The sequence below is a fragment of the Kineococcus auxinigenes genome, assembly GCF_050871525.1.
Lineage (GTDB): Bacteria > Actinomycetota > Actinomycetes > Actinomycetales > Kineococcaceae > Kineococcus.
The window spans coordinates 21,136-38,193 of sequence record NZ_JBKBCT010000038.1; the positions used below are offsets into that span (position 1 = coordinate 21,136).

Sequence of the window (17,058 nt, forward strand, 5' to 3'; positions counted from 1 at the left end):
GTGCCGCGCGGGGACCGCGCGGGTGCCGTCGTCGGAGGGAGCCACACCTGGACGACGCGGCCCGCGGCCCGGGCGTTGCACGGTCCCGGCGACTTCCTGCGGGCGCGTCGTGGGAGGGTGCCCCGGTGGTCCTGGAACACGCGCTGCTGGACGTCCGGCCCGGGCAGGAGGACGCCTTCGAGGAGGCGTTCGACCGGGCGCGCGGCACCATCTCCTCGATGCCGGGGTTCCGGTCGCTGCGCCTGTCGCGCTGCCTGGAACGGCCCGGCACGTACCTGCTGCTCGTGGAGTGGAACACCCTCGAGGACCACACCGAGGGTTTCCGCGGCTCGGCGCGGTACCAGGAGTGGAAGGCGCTGCTGCACCGCTTCTACGACCCGTTCCCCGTGGTGGAGCACTTCACCGAGGTCGCCCGGGCCTGAGCCGCCGCCCCGCCTCGCCCGCCTCAGCCGGCGGCCTCGGCGGTGCGGGCGACGGCCGCCAGGGTCGCGGGGATGCCCTCGTGCGCGGCACGGGTCCGGTCCTCGACCTGCCGCTGCGCGTCCGCCCCGTACCGCTCGGCGAAGAACGCCAGCCCCGCGGGCAGGAACTCCCACGACTCCGTCAGGAGCGTGCCCCCGTCCACGGGGGTGAAGGTGAAGCCCCACCGCACCCGGTCGCCGCCGACGACGAAGGCGAACTCCCGGCCGCGGTCGGCGGCGACCACGCGGCTGCGGGTCTCCCACACCCGGCCGGGCACCTCGTTGCGACCGGTGAACCAGGACCCCACCTGCCCCGGGGTCCCCTCGTCCCACCGGCAGCCCGTGCACACCGGGCTCCACTCGCCGGTGCGGGTCACGTCGGAGACGAGGTCGTACAGCGCCTCGGGGGAGGAGCGGACCACGAGCGAGGCGGAGTGCGTCAGGCTGTCCACGGGCCGATCCTCCCAGGAGCACCGGCCTACCCGAACAGCAGTTCCCGCGCCGGGTCCACCAGCTTGCGCACCGTGCGGCCGGAGCGGAACTCGCCCAGGGCGCGCATCGACCACGCGGCCCCGTCGCGCACCACGGCCGCCATGAGGACGGCGGTGGTGTCCTGCGTGTCGCTGAGCTCGTAGCGCACGAGTTCCGCCCCGCCGATGTCCAGCAGGCGGCAGAAGGCCCGGCTGACGGCGGTGAACCGCTGCCCGCCGAAGGAGTTGATGGTGAACACCAGCGCGTGCACGTCGGCGGGCAGGTCGCCCAGGCGCACGCGGATCTGCTCGTCGTCACCCTCACCGGCGCCGGTGAGGTTGTCACCGCTGTGGGTGATCGCACCGCGGAACGCGTCCTTGGACATGAACCACACCGTGGCGAGGTTCTTCCCCCGGGCGTCGAACGCGATGCAGGAGGCGTCCAGGTCGATGCTGCGGCCGCGCGCGGCGGGGTCCCAGCCCAGGCCCAGAGTGACGGCGCTGAGCGGGGGAGCGCCGGTCTTCACCAGCGACACCGTCTGGTCCTTCACCAGGGACACGCGGCCCTTGTCGAGGTTCAGCGGGGTGCGGGCGGGCTCCGGTGCAGGTTCCGCAGCTGCGGGAGCGGGTTCGTCGTCCACCGTGATGCCGAAGTCCGTGGCCAGCCCCGCCAGGCCGCTGTCGTAGCCCTGCCCCACCGCGCGCAGCTTCCACCCCGGCCCGCGCCGGTACAGCTCCCCGGCGACGAACGCGGTCTCGGGCCCCGCCTCGGGCACGTCGAACCGGGCCAGTTCCGCGCCGTCCGCCGCCAGGACCCGCAGGTGCAGGCCGGGGACCTGCCCGAACGTGCCGCCGTCCGCGGACGCCGCCAGCACCACCCGCTCCACCTGCGCCTCCACGGCGGGCAGGTCCACCTCCACCGCGCCGTCGCGGCCGTACCGCACCGCACCGGAGGGGTGGACGGGCTGGTTGTAGAACACGAAGTCGTCGTCGGAACGGACCTTCCCCGCACCCGTCAGCAGCAGGGCGCTGGTGTCGACGTCCGGCACGCCGGGCCCGGAGTCCCAGCCCAGGACGGCCCGCACGGGCGCGGTGGGCAGTTCGGTGTTGGACCCCTTGGTCAGCCGCGTCGCCATGGCGCCATCCTGCCGCTACTTCGCGTCCGACCACCGCCGCACCACCGCGACGTCCGCGACGAAGCGCACCCCGCCACCCGCCCACCTCCGCGCGGTGGCCTCCAGCGCCGAGCGCAGCAGGTCCGCCGCCGCGTCCGCGTCCGGCTCCGGGACGTGCAGCAGCAGCTCGTCGTGCAGGCACAGCACGACGCGCCCCGCACCGCCGGCGTGCGCACCGCCCCCGGTGGCCAGACCGGCCCGCACCGCCGCCGCCCACGCCTTGAACAGCTCCGCCGCGGTGCCCTGCACGACGGCGTTGCGGGCGAAGCGCCCCCGCACGGCCCGCGCCTCCTCCGGCAGGTCCGCGCTGCCCACCCGGACCGGGCGCCCGCCCCAGGTGGACACGTCCCGTCCCGCGCGGCCGTCCTCCTCGGCGGCGCGCAGGAACGCCAGCGCCGCCGGGTAGGCGCGCTCCATGCGCCGCAGCGCCTCCCCGGCCGCACCGGACGTCTGCCCGTACATCGCCGCCAGGACGGCGACCTTCGCGGTGGCGCGGTCCGCGCCCAGGGCGGCGGCAACGGGCGCGTACAGGTCGTCGTCGCGGGTGGCGGCCGCCAGGCCCGCGTCGCCGGACAGCACCGCCAGCACCCGCGGCTCCACCTGCCCCAGGTCGGCGCGCACCAGCACGTGCCCGGGCTCGGCCGCCACCGCGGGACGCAGCTCGGCGGGCAGGTTGTGCAGCCCCGCCTGCGCGGTCATCCGCCCGCCCCCGCCGTCGGAGGCCGACCACGCCCCCCGCAGCCGGCCGTCGGCGCCGACGTGGTGCTCCAGCCACCCGTGGCCGTACGTGGTGGCCAGCCGCTCCGCCCGCCGCCAGCGCAGCAGCGCCTCCACCACCGGGTGCGCACCGCGCAACCGCTCCAGCCGCCACGCCCGCGTGTCCGGCACGTCGAAACCCAGCTGCCGCAGCGCGGTGAGCACCTGGGCGGGGTTGCGCAGGTCCACCGGCCCCAGCAGCTCGCGCACCGGGGCGTCCCGCGCGGCGCGCGCGGCCGCCTCCGCCGCCGGGCCGTCCGGGCGCGGGCCGACCTCGGCGACCACGACCGCCTGCGCGGTGGCGCGGTCCACCGGCAGGCCCGTGCGCTCCAGCTCCACCGCCAGCAGCGCCGCCGCCGACTCGCTCCACGCCGTCTGCACCGGCAGCGGCGGGGGCGCCGGGTGCGGGCGCGGGTCCGGCCGAGCGGCCAGGGCCCGCTGCTGCCCGGCGGCGGTGTGCAGGGCGAGGACCGCCCAGCGCGCCGCCCGCTGCAGCCGCTCGGCGGGCTCGGCGTCCGGGCCGAACGCGCGGCCCTCGGTCCAGCCCGCGGTGAGCCGGCCGTCCTCGCCGACCGGGCCGGCGTCACCGGCCAGGGTGCCGTCCAGGTCCAGCAGCCCCGTGCCGTGCGCGGCCTCGCGGTGCTGCGCGGGCGGCGGCGGCTCGGGCAGGCCGTGCGCCGCCGCCCACGCCGCGCCCGGGTCGTCGCGCGAGCCGCCCACCAGCAGCCGGTGCACGGCCGCCACGTCGTGGCAGCGGGCCAGGTGCACGCCCCCGGCGACCAGCGGGGCCGCCGTGCCCGCCGCCGACCACCACGTCCACCGCGGCGCCAGGCCCCGCTCCACCCGGCGCACCAGCTCGGCCGGCTCGCCCGGCAGCGGCAGCGGGCCACCGGCCGCGGCCAGGCCCACCCCCAGGCCGGGCACCACGACCAGCCCCAGGGGCTCACCGGTGCGCGCGCCCACCCGGTGCAGCGCACCGGCGAGGTCCGAGGCGGCGTCCACGCGGTCATCCTGCCCGTCGGGGCGGACACACCCGCCGCGCGCGCCTCAAGACGGCCCCGGTGAGCGCCGATGGAGGAGGACCCGCTCCGTCTCACGGGTCCACGGAAGGTCGTCCCCCATGTCGTCCCTGCTGCGCCGCCTCCGCGTCGGCACGCGCCTCGCTCTCGCCTTCGGGATCGTGCTGGCCCTGCTCGTGGTCACCGGTGCCACTGCGCTGGCCAGCATCTCCGCGCAGTCGCGCTCGCTCGCCGAGCAGCGCCAGATGACCCAGCTGCTGCGCTTCGTCGACGGGCAGCGCTTCTGGGACGCCGACGTCAGCGGCTGGCAGGCCGCCTACGCGTGGGACGCCCGCCGCATCGGGTTGCCCGAGGCCGTGGAGGACTCCTCCGCCAACCGCGCCGGGTTCCTGGCGTCCAAGGCCGAGCTGCAGGACGCCCTGGCCGCGGCGCCCACCGCCCTGATGACCGACGCCGAGCGCGAGCTCGCCGAGCAGGTCGCCTCCCTGTGGGACGACTACTTCGCCTCCGACGAGCGCGCCGTGGCGCTGTACCGGGCGGGCGACGTGGTGGCCGCCGAGGCCGAGGTCCTGGAGGTCGGCTTCGTCGCCTACGCCGACATGCTGACCGCCACGCAGGAGCTGGCCGCGTCCGTGGACGCTCGCGCCACCGCCGCCGCCGCGGCGGCCGACGCCGCCGCCGCCCGCAGCCGCACCCTCGTCCTCACCGCGCTGGTCGCCGCGGCCGTCCTGACCGTGCTGCTGCTGGTGGTCCTCACCCGCAGCGTCGTCGGCCCGCTGCGCCGCAGCGTCGCCGACCTGCACCGCGTCGCCGAGGGCGACCTGACCGTCGCCCCCGTCGTCGACGGCGGCGACGAGTTCCGCGACATGGCGCAGGCCCTGGAGGCCGCCGTGACCGCCACCCGCCGCACCGTCGGCGAGGTCGCCGGCAGCGCCCGCGAGGTCGCCGGGATGGCCGACGAGCTGGCCGGGCGCTCGCAGGAGCTGTCCGCCGCCAACGAGCGCACCGCCGGTGACACCGACCGGGCGTCCCGCTCGGCGGACGTGGTCTCCGCGGACGTGTCCACCATCGCCGCGGGCGCGGACGAGCTGGGCGCGGCCATCAACGAGATCTCCTCCGGCATGGCGCAGTCGGCGTCGGTGGCCCGCGAGGCCGTCGAGGCCGCCGAGACGACCCGCACCACCGTCGCCGAGCTGGGCGAGGCGACCCGTGCGATCGCCAGCGTCGTGGGCACCATCACCGCCATCGCCGAGCAGACGAACCTGCTGGCGCTGAACGCCACCATCGAGGCGGCCCGCGCCGGGGAGATGGGCAAGGGGTTCGCCGTGGTGGCCGGGGAGGTCAAGGACCTGGCGCAGCAGACCGCCAGCGCCACCGAGGACATCACCCGCAAGGTCGCCGCCATCGAGCGCGGCAGTTCCGAGGCGGCCACCACCATCGGCCGCATCGCCGAGATCATCGCCCGCATCGACGACCACCAGGCCACCATCGCGGCCGCGGTGGAGGAGCAGACCGCGACCACCGGTGAGCTGGCCCGCACGGTGGCCGGCGCGGCGAGCGGTACCCAGGAGATCGCCGGGGTGCTCTCCGCCGTGGCGGGCGCCAGCGCCGCGGACCGCTCCAGCCTGGAGCAGGTGCGCACCTCCGTGGAGGCGCTGCGCGAGACCTCCGGGCGGTTGCGCGAGTCGGTGGGCGCCTTCCGCCTCTGATCGGCCGGAGGTCCGGGCCCCGGGCGGGTCCCGGGGGGCCCGTCGCGCGGGCGGGCGCGGCGGGCATCATGGGGGCGCCGCGCCCGTGCGCGGCGCCCCGGTCCGCTCCGGGCGGCCGGGTCCCCCCACGACCGGAGGACCGATGCCCGAGCAGAACACCCCCGTCGTCCTGGGCGTCGACCTGGGCACCACGTCCACCAAGGTCGTCGCCTTCGACGCCGCCGGCCGCGAGCGCGCCTCCGCCGGCGCCGGGTACTCCCTGCGCGAACCCGCCCCCGGGCACGTCGAGCTCGGCGCCGAGGACGTGCTGCGCGCGGCGGTGCGCGCCACCCGCGACGCCGCGGCCCGCGCGGACGCCGCCGGCTGCACCGTCGCCGGGATCTCCTTCAGCTCCGCGATGCACTCCCTCGTGGGCCTGGGCGCGCGCGACGAGCTGCTCACGCAGGTCATCACCTGGGCCGACACCCGCGCCACCGAGGAGGCCGAGGAGCTGCGGCCCACCGACCTCGGCCGCGCCCTGCACCGGGCCACCGGGACCCCCGTGCACCCCATGTCGCCGCTGGTGAAGCTCGTGCACCTGCAGCGGCACCAGCCGGAGCTGTTCGCCGCCGCCCGCACCTGGGTGCAGGTCAAGGACCTGCTGGTGCGGCGCTGGACGGGGCGGTGGGTCACCGACCGCTCCACGGCCTCGGCCACCGGGATGGTGGACCTGGCCACCGGCGACTGGTCCGCCGACGCGCTGCGCGTGGCGGGCGTCAGCCCCGTGCAGCTGCCGCCCGTGGTGGCGGTGACGGCGCTGGCGGGAACCCTCACCGCGACCGCCGCGCAGGAGCTGGGCCTGCCGGCCCGCACGCCCGTGTTCGCCGGCGGCGCCGACGGACCGCTGGCGAACCTCGGCGTCGGTGCCGTCGTGCCGGGCACCGCGGCGCTGTCCATCGGGACCTCCGGGGCCCTGCGGGTCGCCGCGCGCGCACCGCGCGTGGACGCGGCCGGGCGCACGTTCTGCTACTCCCTGACCGACGACCTGTGGGTGGTGGGCGGCGCCACCACCAACGGCGGCGTGGTGCTGCGCTGGCTGGCGGAGACCCTCACCCCGGACCTGTCGTTCGTGGCGGGCGAGCTCGGCGAGGCGCCCGAGGAGTCCCTCATCGACCTGGCCGCCGGCGTGCCCGCCGGGGCGGAGGGGCTGCTGATGCTGCCGCACCTGCTCAGCGAGCGGGCGCCGCAGTGGAGCGCCGTGACCAGCGGCGTGCTCGTCGGCCTGCAGCGCCGGCACGGGCGCGGGCACGTCGTGCGCGCCGCCCTGGAGGGGGTGTGCCAGCAGCTCGCCCTCGTCGCCGACTCCGTGGAGGACGCCGGCTCCGAGATCGCCGAGATCCGCGCCACGGGGGGTTTCGCCCGCAGCCGGGTGTGGCGGCAGCTGCTCGCCGACGTCCTGGGCCGGCCGCTGTCGTTCGCCGCCGGCGGGCAGGAGGGTTCCAGCTTCGGCGCCGCCCTCGTCGGCCACCACGCGCTGGGGAACCTCGACATGGTCGAGGCCGCCCGCCGCGAGGTCCGCATCGGCGAGGTCGTGGAACCCGGCGCGGCCGACGCCGCCGTCCACGCCCGGCTGCGGCCGGTGTTCGCCTCGCTGACGGACGCGCTGGGGCCGACGTTCCGGGCGCTGCGGGAGTTCACGGCGGAACCGGCCGGGCAGGACGCCGGACCGGCCGCAGGCGCGGGCGAGCCGGAGCTCGAGCAGGACTGAGCGCAGGACCGGCGGCGCGGGCGGTGAGTTCCCGCGCCGCCGGCGGTCCACCCCTCGTCAGCGGAACCCTGAGCACCGACGAGGAGCCACCGTGCCCACCACCCTGCCCTGCCTCTGGTTCGACCGCGACGGCCTGGCCGCCGCGCAGCACTACGCGTCCCTCTTCCCGAACTCGTCCGTCACCTCGGTCTCACCCGGCCCGGACGGGTCCCCGCTCGTGGTCGAGTTCTCCCTCGACGGCCGCGACTACGTGATCCTCAACGGCGGACCGGGGTACGCCCTCAGCCCCGCGTTCTCGATCCAGGTGCTGTGCGACGACCAGGCCGAGGTGGACCGGTACTGGGACGCGCTGCTGGAGGGCGGTGAGGAGAGCAGGTGCGGGTGGCTCACGGACCGGTGGGGCGTCTCGTGGCAGATCGTGCCGCGGCGGCTGCTGGAGCTGCGGGCCGACCCCGACCCGGCCAGGGCCGGCCGCGCCGTCCAGGCGATGCTCGGCATGCGCCGCCTGGTGGTCGCCGAGCTGGAGGCCGCGGCGGACGGCACCGCGCGCTGACCCCGGTCGCCTCACCAGCGGTGCGCGACGTCCACGACGACCCGGGAACCCCCCGCCGGCCCGTCCAGGGTGAACACCCGGAACGGCAACCGCGCCCGCACGCCCAGCCCGAACGTCGTCCGCCCCTCGAACGAGCTCGCCCACACCAGGTCCCGGAACGTGCGGTGCCCGCTCACGTCCGGCAGGTCGCCGTCGGTCAGGTGCAGCGCCGCCGGCACGGCGAGGGGTTCCACCACGACCACCTCCAGGCGCGCGCCCCCGGTCACCGGGACGGGCCTGCCGGACCCGTCCTGGTTCACCGCGTCGACGTAGCGCACGAAGTACCCGTCGCCGCTGCCGCGCAGGTCCACCACGAGCCGGTCGAAGCACGGGTGCGAACCCGCGCGCACGTCCACGACCTCCGCGTGGTGCACCGACGGCGCGCTCTCCGGCAGGGAACCCCACGCGTACCCGCAGCTCGCCACCGCCGACGCCGGTGGGGCCAGGCCCACCAGGGCCGAGCCCAGGAGCAGGGACGCCAGTGCCGCTGACCGCTGCATCGCGGCCTCCTCCCTGCGGGGACGGCACCGTGCCGTCCGGCCGCCCGGTCCCATCGTCCCCCCGGGCGCGGGGCGTGTCGAACGGGCGGGCGGGGGACGGGGGGTCCCGGCGTAGCGTGCACGGGGTGCTGGTGTGGATCAACGGCCCGTTCGGCGGCGGCAAGACGCAGACCGCGCACGAGCTGCACCGGAGGCTCCCCGGCAGCGTCGTGTGCGACCCCGAGCACGTCGGGTACGGGCTGCACCGCACCCTGCCGCCGTCCCTGCGCGGGGACTTCCAGGAGTTGCCCGCCTGGCGCACCGGTGTCGTGGAGGTCCTGGACCTGGCCGCCTCGCGCTGGGACGGCGTCGTCCTGGTCCCGATGACCGTGGTCGAACCGGAGTTCCTCGACCAGACCGTCGGGGAGCTGCGCCGCCGCGGTCACGACGTGCGGCACGTCGCGCTCCTGGCGCGCCCGGACACGGTGCGGCGGCGGCTGCGCGGGCGCGCTCTCGGGCGGACCCTCGCGGCCGCCACCGCCCGGTCGGGGTTCGCGCCGGGGGAGTCGTTCGCGCTCGCCCGGGTGGAGCACTGCCTGCAGCGGTTGCGGGGTGCGCAGTTCGCCGAGCACCTCGACACCGACGAGCTGGACGTCGCGCAGGTCGCCGAGCGCGTCGCCGAACTGTGCGGGGTGGACCTGCGCCCGACCGCCGGGCGGGTGCGCGGCGGGCTGCAGCGGCGCTGGACCGCGCTGCGGCACGTGCGCCTGGGCTGAGGGGGACCGGGGTTCAGCGGGAGCGGTGCCGCTGCGGGCTGACGCCGTAGCGCTTCTTGAACGCGGCGCTGAAGCTGAACGGCGAGCCGTAGCCGACGCGCCGCGCGATCGCCGCCAGGGTGAGCCCGGGGTCGTCCAGCAGGTCCGCGCCCAGCGCCAGGCGCCAGTTCGCCAGGTAGGTCATCGGCGGTGTCCCGACCCGTTGCGTGAACCGGCGGGTCAGGGCGGAGCGGGAGACCCCCGCTCGGCGGGCCAGCGCGTCCAGCGTCCACGGCGCCTGCGGTTCGGCGTGCAGGGCCTGCACGGCGGCGTGCACGACCGGGTCGGGGGAGGGGGCCGCCGCCGCGCCGGCCGCGCCGGGGCCCGACGCCGACCACCGCCGCAGGGTGGCGATCAGCAGCAGGTCCAGCAACCGGTCCAGGACCGCGGACTGCCCGGCGGCGTCGCGCTCCACCTCGCGCGCCAGCAGCGGCAGCAGCTCCGGGTCCGGGGCGGGGACCACCACGTTCGGCGGCAGCGTCGCGGTGAGCAGGCGCCCCACCTCGCCGCGGCTGCGGAACGTGCCCACCACCATGACGTCCCGGCCCGCGGGGTCGTTGCCCCACGTGCGCACCCCCGAGCTCCAGCCGGGCGACAGGTCGCGCCCGTCGGCGGCCGAGCACGACTGCCCGGCGCCGATCACGGCACCCGGCGGGGCGCCGGGCGCGCTGGCCAGCGCGTACGGCTCGGTGTCGCGGGCCAGCAGCACGTCGCCGGCCGACATCGCCACCGCCCCGCGGGAACCGATCGCCCACGCCGTCCCGGCCAGCAGCGCCACGGCCGTCAGCGGGGCCTCGTCCACCACCCGGATCGACCACGGCGGTCCCATCACCACGCGCAGCACGAAGGCGTCACGGGCGCGCGGGCCGTCGAACCACCCCAGCGACTCCACGACGCCGACGGTAGGGCACGCCCTGGTCCGCCGCGGCGACGTCGGGGGCCCGTGCACCGCGAGGGGTTCAGCCGACCGGGACGCCGGCGGGCACGGGGTTCCACACCCCGCTCGCGGCCGCCTCGCGGGCGTACGCGGAGAAGTCCTTCGGCGCCCGTCCCAGCACCCGCTCCACCCCGTCGGTCACCGAGGCGTTGCGCCCGTCCAGGATCAGGGTGAACAGGTCCGCGAAGTCGCCGGGCAGGCCCTCGCGCTGGAGTTCCGCGACGTACTCGGCGCGGGTGACGGGTTCGTAGCGGACCTGCCGGCCCGTGGCGCCGGACAGCTCCCGCGCGACGTCGTCGAAGCCGAGCAGGCGCGGTCCGGACAGCTCGTGCACCCGACCGGCGTGCCCGGGGCGGGTCAGCGCGGCGGTCGCCACGTCCGCGATGTCGTCGGCGTCCACGAACGGCTCGACGGCCTCCCCGGCGGGGATCGACAGCACCCCGGCGCGCACGGGCCCCAGGAAGAAGCTCTCGGAGAAGTTCTGGCTGAACCAGTTGCAGCGCACCACGGTCCACTCCAGCCCGGAGCGCTGCACGGCTTCCTCGCTGGCCACCGCGCCCTCCTCGCCGCGGCCGGACAGCAGCACGACGCGGCGCACGCCCGCCGTGCGGGCGGTGGCGCAGAACTCCTCGACCAGTTCCGGGACTCCCGGGAACGCGAGGTCGGGGTGGTAGGTGACGTAGGCGGCCTGCGCGCCGGCCAGGGCCGCCGCCCACGTCGAGGGGTCCTGCCAGTCGAACCGCGGGGCCGTCGAGCGCGACGCGACGCGGACGTCCTCGCCCCGCGCGCGCAGCCGCTCCGCGACGCGGCGGCCGGTCTTCCCGGTGCCTCCGATGACGACGAACATCTCTGCTCCTCCTGACGCGGCCCGCGCCGCGGTGGGTTCCGGCCCCGCTGCGGGGCCGTGCCCAGTCCACCGCTGCGGCTCCGCCGGCGGCCATGCGCGCACGCGTCACCCCCATGCGCGTCCAGCCCACCCCACCACCCGCGGTGATCTCGCACGGTTGAGCATTCACGCTCGCAAGATCACCGCGGGGAAGAGGGGGGTGGGGCGGGGAGGGGCTCAAGGGGGTGCGGTGCGGTGCCGACACCACGGTCACGTCACCCGATCGGCGCAAGGAGAACGGCATGACCCCGTACCGCCTCGCCCTCGGCCTCGCCGCGACGGCCGCCGCCGCGGCCGGCATCGCGCTGCTGCCCGCCGTCGGCACCGGCACCGCACCGGTCTCGCCGGTGACGGGTGACGTCGCCCACCAGGTCCTGGACCGCAGCGGCGGGGCCCGCTACGTCGCGCCGCTGCACCGCGGTGAGAGCACCACCGGAGTCCTGAGCCCCGAGCTCGCGCCCGCCGGGGCGCCGCGCGCGGTCTTCCGCCCCGCCTGAGCCCGCCCGGACCCGCCCGAGGCGGTAGAACGGGGCATGGCCGACAGCCCCACCGCCACCCCGTTCGCCGACCTCGACGCCTTCGTCGCCCTGCCCCGCACGGCGGGCCTGGTGCTGTCCGCCGACGGCACCCGGCTGGTGACGACGGTGGCGACCCTCACCCGCGACGCCACCGCCTGGCGCGGGGCCCTGTGGGAGGTGGACCCCGCCGGGCAGCGTCCCGCCCGTCGCCTCACCCGCGGCAGCGCCGCGGAGTCCTCCCCGGTGTTCGCCCCCGACGGCACCCTGCTGTTCACCTCCGCGCGCCCCGACCCGGACGCGGGCGCCACCGACGACGCGCCCGCCGCGCTGTGGGCGCTGCCGCCCACCGGGGAGGCCCGCGTCGCCGGCACCCGGCCCGGCGGGGTGTCGGCGCCGCTGGTGGCGCGCACCGGGAACCGCGTCGTCGTCACGTCCGCGACGATGCCCGGCGCCGACGACGCCGAGGACGGCCCCACCTCCGACGCCGCCCGCCGCGAGGCGCGCAAGGACGCCAAGGTCACCGCCGTCCTGCACGCACGGGTTCCCGTCCGGTACTGGGACAGCGATCTCGGCCCCGACGAGCCCCGGTTCCTCACCGCGCAGCTGCCCGCCGCCGAACCCGCGGCCGGGGCCCGCGAGACGCTGCGCTGGCGGGACCTGACGCCCACCCCCGGACTGCGGTACCACGAGGCCTCCGCCGCCCTGACCCCCGACGGGGCGGAACTGGTCACCACCGAGGTCGTCGCGCGACCGCGGGGCGACCAGCACGTGCGGCTGGTGGCGATCTCCACCGCCGACGGGACGGTGCGGGTGCTCGCCGACGACCCGCAGCGCGAGTTCGGCGCCGTCGCCGTCTCACCGGACGGGCGCCACGTCGCCGCGCTCGCCGAGTCCCGCTCCACCCCGCAGCGCCCGCCGTCGGTGCGGCTCGTGCTCGTCGCCCTCGACGGCTCGGGCGTGCGCGAGGTCGTGCCGGGCCGGGACTTCTGGGGTGCGCAGCCGCAGTGGGGGCCCGGCTCGGACGAGCTGTTCCTCGCCGCCGACGACCACGGGCGCGCACCGGTGTTCCGCGTCCACGTCGCCACGGGGGAGGTGACGCGGCTGACCGGCGACCACGGCGCCTACGGCTCCCTGTGCGTCTCGCCCGACGGCGCGCACGTGTACGCGGTGCGCTCCGCGGTGGACGCCCCGCCCGCCGTGGTGCGCCTGGACGCCCGCACCGCCGGTCAGGAACCGCAGCACCTGCCCGGGCCCGCGCCGGCCGTGGAACTGCCCGGCACCCTCACCGAGGTTACCACCACCGCCGCCGACGGCAGCGCGCTGCGCGCCTGGCTCGCGCTGCCCGCCACCACCTCGGCCGAGGTCCCCGCCCCGCTGCTGCTGTGGGTGCACGGCGGGCCGCTGAGCTCGTGGAACTCCTGGTCGTGGCGGTGGAACCCGTGGCTGGCCGTGGCGCGCGGGTACGCGGTCCTGCTGCCCGACCCGGGGCTGTCCACCGGGTACGGGGCGGACTTCCTCGCTCGGGGGTGGGGGGCGTGGGGTGCCGAGCCGTGCACCGACCTCATGGCCGTCACCGACGCCGCGCTGGAGCGCGAGGACCTCGACGCCACGCGCACCGCCGCGATGGGCGGCTCCTTCGGCGGCTACGCGGCCAACTGGATCGCCGGGCACACCGACAGGTTCCGGGCGATCGTCACCCACGCCTCCCTGTGGTCGCTAGGGCGCTTCGGCGCCACCACCGACGCCCCCTGGTACTGGGCGCGGGAGATGACCCCCGCGATGGTCGCCGCGAACGACCCCTCCGCGCACGCGGCGGGCATCACCACCCCCGTGCTGGTCATCCACGGCGACCGCGACCACCGGGTGCCGATCGGCGAGGGCCTGGCGCTGTGGTGGGCGCTCAACGAGAACTGGGACGGCGACCCCGCCGAGCTGCCCCACCGGTTCCTGTACTTCCCCGACGAGAACCACTGGGTGCTCACCCCGCAGCACGCGGTCCTCTGGTACGAGACGGTGTTCGCGTTCCTGGCCACCCACGTGCACGGGGTGGAGCTGAAGGTGCCGGACCTGCTGCGCTGAACCGGTCCGCCGCGGGCCGGCGACGGGCCCGCCGGGGAACGCCCCGGCGGGCCCGCGCGGCCGGGAGCGTCAGGAGATCGGCTTGCCGCCGGTGACCCCGATGACCTCGGCGGTGATGTAGCTGGACTCCTGCGAGGCGAAGAACACGTACGCCGGGGCCAGCTCGGCGGGCTGCCCGGCGCGGCCCATCGGCACGTCCTCGCCGAAGGAGCCGACCTTGTCCTCCGGCATCGTCGCCGGGATCAGCGGCGTCCAGATCGGGCCGGGCGCCACGCAGTTCACGCGGATCCCGCGCTCGGCCAGCATCTGCCCCAGGCCCTTGGTGAAGTTCACGATGCCGGCCTTGGTGGTGGCGTAGTCCAGCAGCGGCGGGGAGGGCTGGTACGCCTGGATCGAGGCGGTGTTGATGATGCTGGAGCCGGCACCCATGTGCGGCAGGGCCTTCTTCGTCAGCCAGAACATCCCGTACAGGTTCGTCTTGAACGTGCGGTCCAGCTGCTCGGTGGTGATGTCCTCGATGCCGCCGGGCTGGGCCATCTGGTAGGCGGCGTTGTTGACCAGGACGTCGATGCGGCCGAACTCCTGCACGGCCCGGTCGACGATCTGCTGGCAGGTGTCCTCCTCGCGGATGTCGGCGGCCAGCGCGACGCCCTTGCGGCCCGCGGCCTCGACGTGGCCCACGGTGGTGCGGGCGTCGTCCTCCTCCTCGGGCAGGTGCACGATCAGCACGTCGGCGCCCTCGCGGGCGAAGGCGATGGCCACGGCGCGGCCGATGCCGGAGTCGCCGCCGGTGATGACGGCCTTCTTGCCCTCCAGGCGCCCGCTGCCCCGGTACGACTCCTCGCCGTGGTCGGGTTCGTCGCGCAGGTCCCCGGTGCGACCGGGGTGCGCGATCTGCTCGCCCTCGTTGTCGGGCTGGGCGTGCTGGGAGGTGGGGTCCTGCGGGGTGGTCTGGTCCTCGGCCACGGTCTCTCCTCGGTGGGCGTCGGCGGGGGCGGCCGCGTTCTCGCAGCCGTCCCCCGTGCACGCTCGGGAACTACCCACCGTCGCGCGTCCCATGCGCGTCCCGTGCGCCTCGCGCCGGCCCGCGGGTGCCTCAGCCGTCCAGCAGCCCCGCGTCGTGCGCGACGATCGCCACCTGCACGCGGTTGTGCGCCTCCAGCTTCGTCAGCAGCCGCGACACGTGCGTCTTCACCGTCGCCTCGCTCATGAACAGCTCCCGGCCGATCTCGGCGTTCGACAGGCCCCGGCCCACCGCGCCGAGCACCTCGCGCTCGCGCTCGGTCAGCAGCTGCAGGCGCTCGGCGGCCTCGCGGCGGCGCGGGTTCACCGCGTCGGCGGCGTAGTGCCCCACCAGCCGGCGCGTCACCGTCGGCGAGAGCATCGCCTCGCCCGCGGCCACCACCCGCACCGCCGCGACCAGCTCGCGCGGCGGGGTGTCCTTCAGCAGGAACCCGGTGGCCCCCGCCTGCAGCGCCTGGAACACGTACTCGTCCAGGTCGAAGGTCGTCAGCATCACCACGGCCGGCGCCTGCGGGCGGGCGGTGATGGCCTTCGCGGCGCTCAGGCCGTCCATCACGGGCATGCGCACGTCCATCAGGACGATGTCGGGGCGGTGCGCGGCCACGCCCTCCACGGCCTGCGCACCGTTCTCCGCCTCGCCGACGACCTCGAGGTCCTCGGCGCTGGACAGGATCATCCGCAGACCGGCGCGCACCAGGGCGTCGTCGTCGACCAGCAGCACCCGCGTCGGCCGAGCCGGCGTCCCGGCCGTTCCGCTCGCGGCCTGCGGGGTCCCCTCGGGGGTGGTCACGGTGCTGCTCTCCGTCCGTCGTCCTGGGTGCCGGTGCCGTGCGGCCGGGCCGCGCGGTCCGCGCCGCGCCCGGCCGCCACCGGTGCGGGGGTGAGTCTGGCATCCGGCGGGGTCCACGTGGCGGAGGTCCGCCGGGGCGCCCCGCCCTCCGGCAGCGGCCACGGCAGCTGCGCGCGCACCGCGAACCCGCCGTCGGGTTCGGGCCCGCTGCGGATCGTGCCCTCGGCGAAACCGACGCGCTCGGACAGCCCCACCAGCCCCGACCCGGCACCCGGCAGCCCGGACGCCTCCCCGCCGGAGCGGGCGTTGACCACCGACACGAGCAGCTCGCGCCCCACCTCCCCGGAGATCGTCACCACCGTGCGCGCCTGCGGCGCGTGCTTGTGCACGTTCGTCAGCGCCTCCTGCACCACCCGGTACACGGTGCGGCCCAGCTCGGCCGGGACGTCCGCGTGCACCGGCACGTCGGTGCGGAACTCCGCGCTGACCCCCGCTTCCCGGCTGGACTCCACCAGCGCCCGCACGTCCACCAGGGTGGGCTGCGGCGCCAGTTCCGCCGCCGCGGCCGCCGTCCCGACCGCACCGCTCACGCCCGAGCCGGGGGTGCGCAGCACACCCAGCACGCGGCGCAGGTCCTCCAGCGCGGTGCGCGCGGTCTCGCGGATCGTCGCGGCCGTCGTCTCCACCTGCTCGGGGCCCACGTCCGGGCGCACCTCCAGCCCGCCGGCGTGCAGGGCGACCAGGGAGATGCGGTGCGCCAGCACGTCGTGCATCTCCCGGGCGATGCGGGTGCGCTCGGCCAGGCGCGCCTGCTCGGCGCGCAGCACCTGCTCGTGCTCGGCGCGCTCGGCGCGCTCCCACAGCGAGCACACCAGGTCGCGGCGGGCGCCCACGTAGGCGCCGACGAACACCACCAGGGCCGTGCCCAGGGCGGCGGTGGAGGCCGAGAGCCCCCAGCCGTCCAGCGTGGTGCGCACCGCGGCCGTGGCCGAGGCGACGAACCCCACCACCGCCAGCAGCACCAGCAGCCGATCGCGCCGGCGCACCGCCAGGGTGAGCAGCGCGAAGAACATCGCCCCGTCGAAGGCGATCACCAGTGCCACGACGACGGTGACGACCGCGACGGCCACCGGGTGGTGCCGGCGCCACCACAGCGCGGCGCAGGAACCCAGCGCCACCACCAGCGCCACCACGTCCGCGGCGCCCACGTGCGACGGGTCCAGCGGGGCGGCGGCGAAGCCGCCCTGGACGGAGGGGGCCGGACCCTCGACCCTGGCGGAGAACCAGACGAGCACCACCGGCAGCGACAGGACGATCGCCAGCACGTCGCGCAGGCGCGGGGCGAAGGGCCAGCGGGCGACGCGGGGGTCGCGCACCGGCGGGACGGCCGGCGCGGCCGGCGGCGGGGCGGCGCTCACTCCCACAGCGTAGGTACCCCCCGGCGGGGGGCCGTCCCCCGAAGGTTGCGCGCGGCACCCGACCTCCGTCGCACCCCCTCCCTGCTCAACCCCGCGGGGGGGGGGGGGGGGGGGGGGGGGGGGGGGGGGGGGGGGGGGGGGGGGGGGGGGGGGGGGGGGGGGGGGGGGGGGGGGGGGGGGGGGG

General features: G+C 77.0%; 16 protein-coding genes. 7 read left to right on the plus strand and 9 right to left on the minus strand.

The features are described from left to right. The first annotated feature begins 125 nt into the window (after positions 1 to 125). A complete protein-coding gene (locus tag ACRYR9_RS11755; protein WP_432497450.1) occupies positions 126 to 422 on the plus strand; it encodes an antibiotic biosynthesis monooxygenase family protein in 297 nt (98 codons plus the stop codon). A gap of 23 nt (positions 423 to 445) precedes the next feature. Here ACRYR9_RS11755 and ACRYR9_RS11760 read toward each other — a convergent pair whose 3' ends face one another. The 3 genes from ACRYR9_RS11760 to ACRYR9_RS11770 are packed head-to-tail and all read right to left on the minus strand — an operon-like array spanning position 446 to position 3,864. Next, positions 446 to 913 carry an SRPBCC family protein gene (locus ACRYR9_RS11760; protein WP_432497453.1) on the minus strand — a complete coding sequence of 156 codons (468 nt, stop codon included), beginning with the start codon at positions 911 to 913 and terminating at the stop codon, positions 446 to 448. 26 nt (positions 914 to 939) lie between these two features. Then, positions 940 to 2,067, minus strand: coding sequence for a TerD family protein (locus ACRYR9_RS11765; RefSeq protein ID WP_432497456.1), 1,128 nt, complete (start codon positions 2,065 to 2,067; stop codon positions 940 to 942). Positions 2,068 to 2,082: 15 nt separating this feature from the next. After that, positions 2,083 to 3,864, minus strand: coding sequence for a DNA polymerase (locus ACRYR9_RS11770; protein WP_432497458.1), 1,782 nt, complete (start codon positions 3,862 to 3,864; stop codon positions 2,083 to 2,085). A gap of 118 nt (positions 3,865 to 3,982) precedes the next feature. On the opposite strand from ACRYR9_RS11770, the gene ACRYR9_RS11775 reads away from it, so the two are divergent. The 3 genes from ACRYR9_RS11775 to ACRYR9_RS11785 all read left to right on the plus strand — a co-directional run bounded on the left by ACRYR9_RS11775 (position 3,983) and on the right by ACRYR9_RS11785 (position 7,890). Then, positions 3,983 to 5,590 (plus strand): methyl-accepting chemotaxis protein, encoded by a 1,608-nt coding sequence (locus tag ACRYR9_RS11775; RefSeq protein ID WP_432497461.1) that lies wholly within the window; start codon positions 3,983 to 3,985, stop codon positions 5,588 to 5,590. Between the two features lie 142 nt (positions 5,591 to 5,732). After that, positions 5,733 to 7,337: a gluconokinase gene (locus tag ACRYR9_RS11780; RefSeq protein ID WP_432497463.1), complete on the plus strand. Its 1,605-nt coding sequence runs from the start codon at positions 5,733 to 5,735 to the stop codon at positions 7,335 to 7,337. A 91-nt stretch (positions 7,338 to 7,428) separates the two neighbouring features. Then, entirely contained in the window at positions 7,429 to 7,890 is a 462-nt protein-coding gene (locus ACRYR9_RS11785; RefSeq protein WP_432497465.1) for a VOC family protein, read from the plus strand. Between the two features lie 11 nt (positions 7,891 to 7,901). Here the strand turns inward: ACRYR9_RS11785 and ACRYR9_RS11790 are convergent, their stop codons facing one another. After that, on the minus strand, positions 7,902 to 8,429 hold the full coding sequence (locus ACRYR9_RS11790) for an AMIN-like domain-containing (lipo)protein (protein ID WP_432497468.1): 528 nt from the start codon (positions 8,427 to 8,429) through the stop codon (positions 7,902 to 7,904). 125 nt (positions 8,430 to 8,554) lie between these two features. Here ACRYR9_RS11790 and ACRYR9_RS11795 point away from each other — a divergent pair, with 125 nt between their 5' ends. Continuing rightward, a complete protein-coding gene (locus ACRYR9_RS11795; protein ID WP_432497470.1) occupies positions 8,555 to 9,184 on the plus strand; it encodes an AAA family ATPase in 630 nt (209 codons plus the stop codon). 13 nt (positions 9,185 to 9,197) lie between these two features. Here the strand turns inward: ACRYR9_RS11795 and ACRYR9_RS11800 are convergent, their stop codons facing one another. Together ACRYR9_RS11800 and ACRYR9_RS11805 are read right to left on the minus strand one after the other, a co-directional pair. Then, positions 9,198 to 10,115, minus strand: coding sequence for an AraC family transcriptional regulator (locus ACRYR9_RS11800; RefSeq protein WP_432497472.1), 918 nt, complete (start codon positions 10,113 to 10,115; stop codon positions 9,198 to 9,200). Between the two features lie 67 nt (positions 10,116 to 10,182). After that, positions 10,183 to 11,007 (minus strand): NAD(P)H-binding protein, encoded by an 825-nt coding sequence (locus ACRYR9_RS11805; RefSeq protein ID WP_432497474.1) that lies wholly within the window; start codon positions 11,005 to 11,007, stop codon positions 10,183 to 10,185. 281 nt (positions 11,008 to 11,288) lie between these two features. Here ACRYR9_RS11805 and ACRYR9_RS11810 point away from each other — a divergent pair, with 281 nt between their 5' ends. Next, positions 11,289 to 11,543 (plus strand): hypothetical protein, encoded by a 255-nt coding sequence (locus tag ACRYR9_RS11810; RefSeq protein ID WP_432497477.1) that lies wholly within the window; start codon positions 11,289 to 11,291, stop codon positions 11,541 to 11,543. A 36-nt stretch (positions 11,544 to 11,579) separates the two neighbouring features. Further along, on the plus strand, positions 11,580 to 13,643 hold the full coding sequence (locus ACRYR9_RS11815) for a S9 family peptidase (protein WP_432497479.1): 2,064 nt from the start codon (positions 11,580 to 11,582) through the stop codon (positions 13,641 to 13,643). 69 nt (positions 13,644 to 13,712) lie between these two features. Here the strand turns inward: ACRYR9_RS11815 and ACRYR9_RS11820 are convergent, their stop codons facing one another. The 3 genes from ACRYR9_RS11820 to ACRYR9_RS11830 form a co-directional block, all read right to left on the minus strand. Beyond that, positions 13,713 to 14,609 (minus strand): SDR family oxidoreductase, encoded by an 897-nt coding sequence (locus tag ACRYR9_RS11820; protein ID WP_432497481.1) that lies wholly within the window; start codon positions 14,607 to 14,609, stop codon positions 13,713 to 13,715. A 130-nt stretch (positions 14,610 to 14,739) separates the two neighbouring features. Then, positions 14,740 to 15,456 carry a response regulator gene (locus ACRYR9_RS11825; protein ID WP_432497483.1) on the minus strand — a complete coding sequence of 239 codons (717 nt, stop codon included), beginning with the start codon at positions 15,454 to 15,456 and terminating at the stop codon, positions 14,740 to 14,742. After that, positions 15,453 to 16,874: a sensor histidine kinase gene (locus tag ACRYR9_RS11830; RefSeq protein ID WP_432497486.1), complete on the minus strand. Its 1,422-nt coding sequence runs from the start codon at positions 16,872 to 16,874 to the stop codon at positions 15,453 to 15,455. Before ACRYR9_RS11830 ends, ACRYR9_RS11825 begins: the two co-directional genes overlap by 4 nt. Positions 16,875 to 17,058: the final 184 nt, after the last annotated feature.